10 protein-coding genes are annotated in these 10,911 nt (G+C 70.7%); 7 read left to right on the forward strand and 3 right to left on the reverse strand.

What is annotated here, in order from left to right:
• Positions 1 to 578: 578 nt before the first annotated feature.
• Positions 579 to 1,673, reverse strand: a complete 1,095-nt coding sequence (locus CC117_RS26540) for an LLM class flavin-dependent oxidoreductase (RefSeq protein ID WP_071088846.1) — start codon at positions 1,671 to 1,673, stop codon at positions 579 to 581.
• Positions 1,674 to 2,015: 342 nt separating this feature from the next.
• Between CC117_RS26540 and CC117_RS26545 the strand changes: the two genes are divergently transcribed.
• Positions 2,016 to 2,345 (forward strand): winged helix-turn-helix transcriptional regulator, encoded by a 330-nt coding sequence (locus tag CC117_RS26545; protein ID WP_084132843.1) that lies wholly within the window; start codon positions 2,016 to 2,018, stop codon positions 2,343 to 2,345.
• Between the two features lie 97 nt (positions 2,346 to 2,442).
• Here the strand turns inward: CC117_RS26545 and CC117_RS26550 are convergent, their stop codons facing one another.
• Positions 2,443 to 2,874, reverse strand: coding sequence for a hypothetical protein (locus CC117_RS26550; RefSeq protein WP_241830449.1), 432 nt, complete (start codon positions 2,872 to 2,874; stop codon positions 2,443 to 2,445).
• 470 nt (positions 2,875 to 3,344) lie between these two features.
• Between CC117_RS26550 and CC117_RS26555 the strand changes: the two genes are divergently transcribed.
• The 4 genes from CC117_RS26555 (at position 3,345) to CC117_RS26570 (ending at position 8,470) form a co-directional block, all read left to right on the forward strand.
• The gene (locus CC117_RS26555; RefSeq protein ID WP_321572645.1) at positions 3,345 to 4,130 is read left to right on the forward strand and encodes a hypothetical protein; all 786 of its coding nucleotides are present in this window, start codon (positions 3,345 to 3,347) and stop codon (positions 4,128 to 4,130) included.
• A gap of 208 nt (positions 4,131 to 4,338) precedes the next feature.
• Positions 4,339 to 5,355, forward strand: coding sequence for an intradiol ring-cleavage dioxygenase (locus CC117_RS26560; RefSeq protein WP_071088852.1), 1,017 nt, complete (start codon positions 4,339 to 4,341; stop codon positions 5,353 to 5,355).
• 770 nt (positions 5,356 to 6,125) lie between these two features.
• Positions 6,126 to 6,719, forward strand: coding sequence for a hypothetical protein (locus CC117_RS26565; RefSeq protein ID WP_071088882.1), 594 nt, complete (start codon positions 6,126 to 6,128; stop codon positions 6,717 to 6,719).
• Positions 6,720 to 6,841: 122 nt separating this feature from the next.
• Positions 6,842 to 8,470 carry an alpha/beta hydrolase domain-containing protein gene (locus CC117_RS26570; protein WP_084132837.1) on the forward strand — a complete coding sequence of 543 codons (1,629 nt, stop codon included), beginning with the start codon at positions 6,842 to 6,844 and terminating at the stop codon, positions 8,468 to 8,470.
• Here the strand turns inward: CC117_RS26570 and CC117_RS26575 are convergent.
• Positions 8,407 to 9,624 (reverse strand): helix-turn-helix domain-containing protein, encoded by a 1,218-nt coding sequence (locus tag CC117_RS26575; protein WP_071088854.1) that lies wholly within the window; start codon positions 9,622 to 9,624, stop codon positions 8,407 to 8,409. The genes CC117_RS26570 and CC117_RS26575 overlap by 64 nt on opposite strands.
• 108 nt (positions 9,625 to 9,732) lie before the next feature.
• Between CC117_RS26575 and CC117_RS26580 the strand changes: the two genes are divergently transcribed.
• Both CC117_RS26580 and CC117_RS38255 read left to right on the forward strand, forming a co-directional pair.
• Positions 9,733 to 10,209, forward strand: coding sequence for a VOC family protein (locus tag CC117_RS26580; protein WP_071088857.1), 477 nt, complete (start codon positions 9,733 to 9,735; stop codon positions 10,207 to 10,209).
• Positions 10,210 to 10,720: 511 nt separating this feature from the next.
• On the forward strand, positions 10,721 to 10,911 hold a 191-nt coding region (locus CC117_RS38255), incomplete at its 3' end, for a helix-turn-helix domain-containing protein (RefSeq protein ID WP_198541991.1).

The following is a 10,911-nucleotide window of genomic DNA, read 5'->3' on the forward strand; positions in this document are numbered from 1 at the left end:
GGCAACGACAGTGAGGCCGGCAGCGATGGCACTGCCGGCAGCGGCGACACGACCGACGGCGGCGCTGAGACCGCCAACGTCAGCGAAAGCGCCAACGTCAGTGGGAGCGCCGGCGACAGCGGGAGCGCCGGCGAACAGGGCGACACACCCCGGACCGGCCGGCAGCCGCACTGACGGCACGCACGGCAGCGCCGACCAGACCGACCGGGCCGGCCCTCACGGTTCGCCCGGCAACGACGGCCGGAACACGAGGAAGGAGACCGGGTGCGCCGAGCGCACCTCGACGGGCGAGCGGAGCTCTCAGCCCGTGGGTGAGCGCGTACAGGCCGCCGAGGAAACCAGCAGGAAATCGATGTGACAGCGGGTCACGAGGCGCGTCGCACGCATAATCCTGAATGTCGCCGAACCCAGCCACGGCATACCAAGACTTTCGTCTCCGCCGGAGCCGATGTCAACAGTTCCGAAGGCACAGGTTCGCGAGTCCCGGAAATTCGCTTTGTCACAATGACCGAAAAGCGGCGCTGGCCTGCTTACAGCACTGCGGCCTGCGTGCCGGTAACACCGCGGCAACAGCCCTCTCACGGTTCCCACTGCCCGCGGGCGCGCAGGATCGGGAGCACGCCCTCTCCGAACCAGTACGCCTCCTCCAGATGCGGATAGCCGGACAGCACGAACTCGCTGACGCCGGCCTGCCGGTAGGTCCCGATCAGGTCCGCCACCTCCTCGTGGCTGCCGACGAAGGCCGTTCCGGCACCGCCGCGAATCAGCCCGACGCCCGCCCACAGGTTCGGGTGGATCTCCAGCTTCTCGGCCGAGCCGTTGTGCAGCGCCAGCATCCGGCGCTGTCCTTCGGAGTCGCTGTGGGCGAGCCGCGCCTGCGCCGTCGCGATGGCCGCCGGGTCGAGCCCGGAAATCAGCCGGTCGGCGGCTGCCCAGGCCTCGTCGGCGCTGTCGCGGCTGATGACGTGGGCGCGCAGGCCGAACCGCGGTCGACGTCCCAGCACTTCGGCCGCCGCGCGTACCTCGGCGAACTTCGCCGCCACCGCGTCCGGCGGCTCCCCCCAGGTGAGGTAGACGTCGGCGTGGCGGGCGGCGACGGCGATCGCGGGCGGCGACGAGCCGCCGAAGTAGATCTCGGGCGGCGGGTCCGGCAGCCGCGACAGCTTCGCCCCGCGCAGCCGCACGAAACGCCCGTCGCGGTCCACCGTCCGGCCCTGCCACAGCTCCGACAGAACGGTCAGGTACTCGTCGCAGCGAGCGTAACGCTCCTCCTTGTTCAGGAAGTCGCCGTAGGACTCCTGCTCGTCCGCCTCGCCGCCGGTGACGACGTTGAGCAGCAGCCGCCCGCCCGAGAGCCGCTGGTAGGTGGAGGCCATCTGTGCCGTGAGCGTCGGCGAGACGAACCCGGGCCGCACCGCGACCAGAAACTTCAGCCGCCGCGTGGTCTCGACCAGCATCGCGGTGGTGAGCCAGGCGTCCTCGCACCACGAACCGGTGGGGGTCAGCGCGCCGACGAAGCCGAGCTGCTCGGCCGCACGGGCGATCTGCCCGAGGTACTCCAGTGTCGGCGGCCGCCCCCGGGTGGTGGCGACGGCCGGCGCGCCGTGCCCGCCGGCGACCACGTCACGCGCGTCTCCGGAGGTGGGCAGGAACCAGTGGAAGGTGAGGGACACAGCTGTGGCTCCGCGGGGCTCGAGGCGAATCCTTCTGGGCGGGCCGGGTCACCCCGGGCAGGCCAGGTCGCCGCTCGGGAACCGGGCCGGGTCACCGGTCACGAACAGAGCGCACTGCTGCCCCGCGACAGGTCGACGGCGAGCCGCCGGCTGAATCTCCACTTCACCGACACGAAAAGTAGTATTTGCGGGAGCAGGACCGCCGTCAACCACTGAACGGAGGTCGTCGTGACCGAACACGTGCTGGAACCGAGGGCACTGCAGCAGCTTCCGGAGTCCGACGAGGAGCCCGCCCGTGCCTGGGAACCACAGGGCGAAACCGACTGCCGGGTCCGAACGATCATGGACCGGGTGGGTGACAAGTGGTCCCTGGCGGTCGTCTCCGAGCTGAGCGCGGGCCCGCGGCGCTTCTCCGAGGTCCGGCGCGCGGTACCAGGCATCAACCAGCGGATGCTCACCTCCACCCTGCGCACCCTGGAGCGCGACGGGCTGGTCAGCCGCACTGTCTACGCGCAGATCCCGCCCCGGGTCGACTACGAGCTGACCGGCCTGGGCCGCACCCTGCTCGCCACTGTCTCCTCGCTGATCGCCTGGGCGGCCAGCAACGCCGACGACATCGACGAGGCCCGCCGCCGCTACGACGCCCGGACCCGGCCGCAGTCACAGCTCTGAGCAGCCCCGGACCCGCCGCACTCGCCGCGCCTGGTCCCGCCCGCCCTGGTCCGCAGCGGGCAGGACGCGGCGGCGGCGGACCGGTCCGGGTGTGGCGTCAGCAGTCGACGGCGTGCTCGGCCAGTTCGGCCCGCAGCGTGGTGAGCGTCGGGCTGTCCGGCCAGGTGCGGTCGTTCTCGACCTCGTGCTGGGCGCCGCGGGCGTCGCGTATCTCGTCGACGTCGAAGTAGTCGACGAGTCCCTTGCCGGAGGAACGCACGTCGTTCTCGAGCTCGACGTCGCAGGTCTGCGGGTCCGCGTCGGTGTTCACGATGATGTGCGCGTCGTAGGCGACGAGACGGGTCTTCCCGTTCTTCTTCTCCCGGTCCGCCGAGACGTCGACCGTGCCGTAGCCGTGGGAGCTCAGCCTCTCCGCGAACCTGTCCGCGTCGCTTTTGGAGCCGCAGGCCGAGAGGCCGGCCACCGCGACCGAGGTGAGCACGACCGCGAGTGCTCCGTTGACGAAAGGTACCTGCCGCCGCCTGGCCATGATCTTCATCCTTGCCTTTCCTGAGGAGGGGTCGACACAGATTGCACCGTTCGCCGGATGTGCACGCGTACGTGTCACCTAACGAACAGCGCCAGTCCAGACCGGCGACATACCGAAAGTGATGCGCTCGCCTCGCTGCGCGACACCACGGGAGCGAAGCAGGCCGTCCGCCCTCGTCGATCACGGCGCCCCCACCCCTCCGCCATCAACGCGAGTGCACCGACCAACCCGAGCCAGCCGCACCACGACACGGACACCCACCTGTCAAGGGGGGCAACGCGAAGATTTATCGGAAGGCAGCCCGCCGAATTATGGTCAGGGCTCTTCGTGCTCCCACGTGTCCCACGAACGACATCCGAGAATGAACGCTGATCCGTTTTTCTCCGGCATCGTTTTGCTCGTCGGCAACAAATTTCACGACCGTTCACGGAACGGCCTGGGTGAATCTTGCGGAGGTAGGAATGGGCGGCATGCGGCGAGACCGGAGCGTGCTCCGGGCGGTGTCCGGGGGCATCGTCGCGTCGGTGTTGGCGGTCATGGCCGCGGGATGCCAGGAGGGCAGTCTCGCAGTCGTCTCGGCCACGACACCGGTAGCGACACCAGTGGCGACACCGCTGGCCGCAACCACGCCCACCGGCGCCCCCGCCCAGGCCATCGACACTCCGGCGAGAGACCTGCGCGCGGGAGACTACGTGCTCACGGCCGGTCCGGAGACGGCGGGCTTCGAGAGCTCGGGCGGCGCCGACGACCCGGACAGCGGCAGCAGCGCGATGCGCGCCGAGATCGCGGCGTGCGTCGGCGTCCCCGGCTACGACCCGCCCCCGCCGTCGGACGAGACGACGGGTGACACGTTCACCAACATCGAGGAATCCGACTTCCAGGCGATCAGCCGGGCCAAGATCCTACCGGCGGAGCAGATCAGCGAGAACGCCGAGATCGTGACGAGCCCTCGTTTCGCCGACTGCTACCGCGGCGCGCTGGAGGAGCAGCTGGCAGGCGAGGACGCGAGCGGTTTCACCTACGAGATCGTCGCGGTCGAGACACCGTCCCCGCCGCCGGGAGCCACCGCGCTCGTCCGCACCTCGATGGGCATCACGGACGATTACGGCACCTACGGCTACGTCTTCGACKCCGTCTACTTCTACGTCGGCCAGGTCRCTGTCGAGCTCGAGGTCCACAACATCCAGGACGTTCCGCCGCCGGCCGTCGAGCAGGGCCTCATCGACCAGATCGCGGACAAACTGACCAACCAGTAATGACGTCCTCCGCCGGACTCCGCCTCATCCAGGAACGGGCACCAGAACGATCGATGGCAGTGATCTTGGGCATGGTGGGGTGGTCCGAACACGACATGGGCGGCCAGGACCTGCTCTCACAGCTAGAACACAGGTGAAGCACAGCACCCGCAGGGGCGGCTCGAGCAGTGTGGCGGTGCAGGATCAGCCGCGCGCCGAGGGAGAAGACATGGCGAACCGTCACCGGTCGAGCCGGACACCGACCTACGAGGGCCGTTCGCTGGCCCGCCCCGAGGAGGAGATCGTCGACCAGGGGCTGGCCTTCGACGTCGGAACGATGGTGAGCCGGCGGCGCATGCTCGCCTTCTTCGGCGTGGGTGCCGCGGCGGCAGGCCTCGCCGCCTGCACGCCGGGCCAGGCCGAATCCTCGGGATCCTCCGGCGCCACGGCCTCCGCATCGGCCGGTACAACGGCGGGTACGGCTGCCGGGGAGATCCCGGAGGAGACCGCCGGCCCCTACCCCGGTGACGGGTCGAACGGGCCGGACGTCCTCGAACAGAGCGGTGTCGTCCGCAGCGACATCCGCTCCAGCTTCGGCGGCGCTACCGGCACCGCCGAGGGCGTACCCATGACGCTGGAACTGACGGTCACCGACCTCGCCAACGCCGGTGTCCCCTTCGCCGGGGTGGCCGTGTACGTGTGGCACTGCGACCGCGAGGGCCGTTACTCGATGTACTCCGAGGGCGTCGCCGACCAGAACTACCTGCGCGGTGTCCAGGTCTCCGACGGCGCCGGCACGGTCCGGTTCACCAGCATCTTCCCGGCCTGCTACTCCGGACGCTGGCCGCACATCCACTTCGAGGTCTACCCCGACCAGGCCAGCATCACCGACTCCACCAAGGCCGTCGCCACCTCACAGGTCGCACTGCCACAGGACGTCTGCGACCAGGTCTACGCACAACCCGGCTACGAGGCCTCGGTGATGACCCTGGCGCGCGTCAGCCTCGCGAACGACAACGTCTTCGGCGACGACTCCGCCGCCAGCCAGCTCGGCACCGTCACCGGCGACGTCACCAGCGGCTACACCGTAGCCCTGTCTGTCGGCGTCGACACCACCACCGCAGCCGGCGGTGGTGGTGGAGGAGGTGGAGGCGGCCGGGCTCCCAGCGGAGGCGGCCAGGGCCCCGGCGGCGGGCAGCCCCCATCCGGCGCACCCGGTGGTCAGCCACCGGCCATGTCGAGCTGACCGACCACCGACCACCGCACCGACCGCCCGCTCTCCATCGCCTCCCAGCAGGGCCGCCGACTCCAACCCACCGCGCTCAGAAGAAAACCCGGTGCACCTCGGGCACTGGCCCGAGCCAACCGAGCACAGGAGGCACGCACCTCTGCTCATCACCTTCACGCCATCGACGGCGACCATCACGAGTATGACGCCCCCGGCCAGGATGTCACTCCTTGAATACCCGGCTCATCACAAGGCCCATTCCGAAACCGTGAACTGGCATCAGAAGAAGCTGGAGCCACACACTTATGCTGGTGACCACAACGTCAGCGACAGCTGAAGGCAGGACATAGATCAGGGGAGTTCGAGAACGCAGCATTCGACGCAGCACCTGTCCTGCAGTAATCCGTCTCACCCCCAGCTCCCCGATCAATGGCTACGCGCACTGTTTTCCACGAAGGACGGTGACGGTACGAGTGAGTCGGCCACCGATTCGCCCGTCCACCTCGGAATGATCGCACGCCGAGCGCGTCCGTGAGCTCCGCCGGGTTTCACCGCCAGCCGGTACGGGGCATCGGGCGGGCTGCTCCCCCGCACCTGAGGAGGGAACGGCCGTCGCGAAAATCATTGGCGACGGCTGAGGGCGCACGCCTACGATCAGCCTCGGCCTGCGTCGGCCGGTGGAGCCGCCCCAGCTCGCCGGCCCGTTGTGGAGGGGACCAGCCCGTTCGAGCCGGGCCAGGCGGGGCCCACAATCGTCGTGCTGCCCTCGAGGAGGCGAATTTCGCGTGATGCAGAACTACCCGAACGGGGGCCCCTCCGCGGTATGGGTAACCGTGCACGACATTTTCCTCACAGAGGACTCGCCGACGGAGGCCGTTGGGCCGTCACCGGTGGCTGCCGAGCATCTGCTCTCCTCCCGCCGGCGCGTCGAGCAGGCAGTGGCGGCGGCGCGGGCCGAGCTGCTCCCCCACATCCAGCACCTGACCGTCACCGTCGACCCTCCGGACCACGCCGAACTCATCCGCGCGCTGGACTGGATCGCCAACAGCTCGATCACCCCGGCCGAGGCCTGCGAAAAGATGGGCGTCACCGTGCCGGAGCCGGACCTGGTCGGCTGGATCAGCCCCTGGCCGGTAACAGCACGCAGCTCCGACGGCAGCGCGACCATCACCTGCCTCATCCCGGCGACGCCGCCGGCAGAACTCGCTGTCGACACCGCCGACTGGCTGCAGACCGCCCTGGCAGACGACTGGATCACCGACCCGGTGCCGCCCTGCCCCGGGCACCCACACCCCATGCGGCCCGCCGTGCACGACGCCACGGCCTGGTGGGAATGCCCGGCGAACGGCCCTGTCCGGGCATGGCGGAAGCAGCAGGTTTGATCACGCGACAGCAGCGCCCGGTGCCACCGGACGGGGTTGGAGCGAAAACCCGTGCACTGTTCTGGCCCTGCGATGACCCGGTCTGTTTCGCTGGTCTCCATCGCCCCCCAGAGAGGCACACCATGACAGACCGCCGAACCGGTTTCCCCGACAGGCACCTTGACCCGTTCGACACGGGACGGCGGTGGTCCGGCATCCGCACACTGGCCGGCCGCCGGTTACGCCGGCCGGTACGCCTGGTCGGCGTACTGGCGTCCACGGCGGTGCTCCTGTCGACGATGGTGGCGTGCTCGGGCGACGACGACCCGACCGGCCCGGCCCCGTCGACCGACCCGACCGCATCGACCGCGGCCGCGCTCACCGCCGTCACGCGGACCACCCCGCGGGCGGACGGCCCGGCGGCGGACCTGTCGACGGAGCTGACCGGTGGCACCGGCGTGTTCATCGGGTCGCCGACCCCGGCGGACCTCGAGCCCGCAGGCTACGTGCAACACGAGTACGCCGCGGCCGGCACCGCCACCTCCTACCGGGCCGACGGGGAGCTCACCGAGGACGGCCGGTGGACCTTCGCCCCGGACGCCTCCGCCCCGTACCGCACCCGGGTGCTGGTGCGCCGCCCAGCACAGACCGAGCGGTTCAGCGGCACCGTCGTCGTCGAGTGGCTGAACGTCAGCGGCGGGGTGGACGCCGATCCGGAGTGGACCAGCCTCCAGGAGGAGATCACCCGGCGGGGCGACATCTGGGTCGGTGTCTCGGCGCAGCGCATCGGTGTGCTGGGCGGGCCGGTGCTGGTGACCGCGCCGGGCAGCGAGGGCATCGCCGGCAGGGGCCTCACAGCGCTGGACCCGGCGCGGTACGGCTCGCTGACCCATCCCGGCGACGGCTTCTCGTTCGACATCTACACCCAGGTCGCCAGGGCGATCGTGGCCGGCGCAGGGCTGGACGGCGCGAAGCCGGCGATCGTGGTCGCGGCGGGCGAGTCACAGTCGGCGGCGGCGCTTGTCACCTACATCAACGGCGTGCAACCGCTCACCCGCCAGTTCGACGGCTTCTTCGTGCACAGCCGCGGCGCAGCCGGCCTGCCGCTGGTCGCGGCGGACCAGCCGGCCGACCTCGCCGGCGCGCTGCAGGGCAGGCCGACGATCCTGCGCACCGACCTGGACGCCCCGATCCTCAACGCGCAGACCGAGTCCGACCTGCTCGGCGTGCTCAACTCGTACCGGGCCCGCCAACCCGACAGCGACCGTCTCCGGCTCTGGGAGGTCGCTGGCACCGCCCACGCAGACGCACACCTGCTCGGCCCGAACGCCGCCGCGATGAAATGCGGCGCTCCTATCAACAACGGCCCGATGCACGTGGTCGCCAAGGCGGGCCTGCGGGCGCTGACGACCTGGATCACCACCGGCCGGGCTCCGGGCGCCGCCCCGCGCATCGAGGTGACCCCCGGCGACACCCCACGGATCCGCCGGGACGCGGACGGCCTCGCGGTCGGCGGTGTCCGCACCCCGCCGGTGGACGTCCCGACGGCCGCGCTGTCCGGTGAGCCCGGGCCCGACCCGTCCGTCCTGTGCCTGCTCCTCGGCTCCGCGAAACCGCTGCCCGCCGGACGTCTCGCCGAGCTCTACCCCGACCGGGCCGCCTACCAACAGCGCTACGACGCCGCGCTGGAACGCACCGTCGGGGCGGGCTACGCGCTGCCGGAGGACCGGGCCGCCCTGGCGGCCTTCGCCCAGCCCGACGCGATCGGCTGACCGCCGCCCTCCCCGGTCACGTGGGCGGAGACGCCCAGCGCGAAGCTGACCTCGACGATGGTCTCGGTCGAGTCCAGGGAGCTCCGAGTGAGCTCCTCGAACCGGCGCAGCCGGTAGCGCAGCGTGTTGACGTGCACGGGGATGACGCGGGCCGCGCGGGGGATGTTGCGATCCTGGGCGAGGTAGGCGGCGACGGCCTCGAGGATCAGTGTGCCGAAGGTTCCCTGGTCGGTGACGGGTGTCAGGTAACGGTCGCGGAGCATGCCGTTGACCTCGGCGGCGTGGGCGGCGGCTGCGCGCCAGCTCAGATCGGGCAGCGCGTACACCCCGGTCAGGCCGAGCGCCGTGGYGGCGGTGAGCACCGTCCCGGCGGAGCGGAACGAGTGGTCGAGTGCGCGGAGGTGGACGGYCGGGCCGAGCGCGATCAGGATGTCGTCACCGACCGCCTCCGGGCGGAAGGTGACGATGCCGACGCACTGGGAGCCGATCGCGGCGAGCACGCTGACACCCCGGTGTCGTGTCGCCTGGCGCTGAAGTTCGCGCAGGTGGGCGGACGGGTTGCCGCCCGGCGGCAGCGCCCGCAATGCGCGGTACTGCGCGGTCGGGTCGAGCAGGAGCGCGGAGGCGGCGACGGCGAGGTCAGCGCCGTGCAGCGTCCGGTCGAGCAGCCCCAGCAGGAACTGCTGGGCGCGGCGTGCCTGCTCCAGCGCGCCCTCGATGTCCGACTGCCGGTAGATCGCGACGACGTTGGCGGTGTAGGCGTCGCTGTAGGACCACATCAGGGTGACGACGTGGACGATGCCGGCCGCGCCGAGGCCGATCTCATCGGCGATGGCGAGCACCGCATCCCGGATGCCGCCCATCGAGAACCGGAACGCATGCATGATGTCGTGGATCGGCACGCCCTRCTTGGCCCGCGCGCGCGAGGACTCCTCGGCCTGGGTGATGCTCGCGGGCGGTGGGACTGCGCCGGTCCGGATCAGCGAGCAGACGTCCGCGACGATCTCGCGCACCGACGCCTCGACGTCGGCCCGCGGCACCCGCTCGTAGGTCGCGATGTGCGCGGAGATCTGCGTGTGGACGAGCGGGGCGATCCGGTCCGCGCGGGCGCCGAGAGCCTCCGCGAGCAGTTCGCCCTGGTCCGCAGACACCACACGCCCATGCTAGGGGCCCGCCCGTCGTCGCCGGTGACAAGCGTGCGGCCCCAGACATGGAGCTGGAGACGACGACCCCGGTGCGCGGCGGCTCCTAACGTCGGCCCCATGCCCCTGCCTGCGAACCCGCCCCGCAATCCCGACTCGCCCTTCGCCTCGATGCACCCGCACCACACCGGGATCCGCTACCCCGATTTCGCCGACGCCCGCTCGTTCTGGGTCGACAAGCTCGACTGGCGCATCCTGCAGATCTGGCCCTACGGCGATCTGACACTCGCCTACGTCATGCCGCCCGACCGGGACGACTTCCACCTCGAGATCCTCGCCGGCCCCGGCGCCGCGGAGCAGCCGATGTTCGCGGACGTCGACGAGAGCCTGAGCGTCGGCGGCTTCAACCACGTCTGCATCGCGGTCCACAGCGTCGACGACACGCTCGCCGAGCTGCGCGCCCGCGGGGTCGACATCGTCAACGAGCCGTTCGAGATCGAGGTGATCAGTGCCCGGCTCGCGTTCTTCCGCGACCCGTGGGGCAACATGTTCGAACTCTCGGAGCGCCTGCCAGGCCCGCCCGGCGCCGGGCACTGAGCACTCGGCACCCCCGGCACGAGGTCACGGGGCGCCGTTGGATCCGGCCACCTGAACTCCGCCGCCGGGGTCCCGCGTCCGGCCGGCGTGACCTCGGATGTCCGGACCTCCGGCGGCGTGCCCGTGGACGTCCCGCCGCCGGGCTCGGACGTCCGGCCGCCGAGCAGGGAGCGGGCCGGCTGCAGGCCTGCCGCACCCTGGGAGAGCGTGCTGGCCAGCGCGTCACTCAGGCCGCTCGCCCCGTTCAGGACGATCAGCTGGTCGATGGGTTCAGATCACGCCGCCAGTGTCCTGAGTTGTTAGTTCATTCATAGATCGTAGAACGGGGTATGCCTGGACCGACCGCCATGCAGATCGCGCTGACCGACGAGGAGCGGCAGGTGCTGGAGAGTTGGGTGCGTCGTCCGAAGACCTCGCAGACGCTCGCGCAGCGGTCGCGGATCGTGTTGGCGTGTGCGGAAGGTGCGACGAACGGGCGGGCCGCGGCGGTGGTCGGGGGGCGCTGCCCACGGTGGCGAAGTGGCGGAACCGGTTCGCCGCAGACCGGTTGGAAGGGTTGTCGGACGAGCCTCGGCCGGGCCGGCCGGGCACCGTGTCCGACAGCAAGGTCCACGAGATGATCACGAAGATGTTGGAGCAGGCTCCGTCGAACGGCGGCACCCATTGGTCGTCGCGGTCGATGGCGAAGGCGAGTGGGTTGTC

Origin of the sequence: Parafrankia colletiae, assembly GCF_001854655.1 — a bacterium.
GTDB lineage: Bacteria > Actinomycetota > Actinomycetes > Frankiales > Frankiaceae > Parafrankia > Parafrankia colletiae.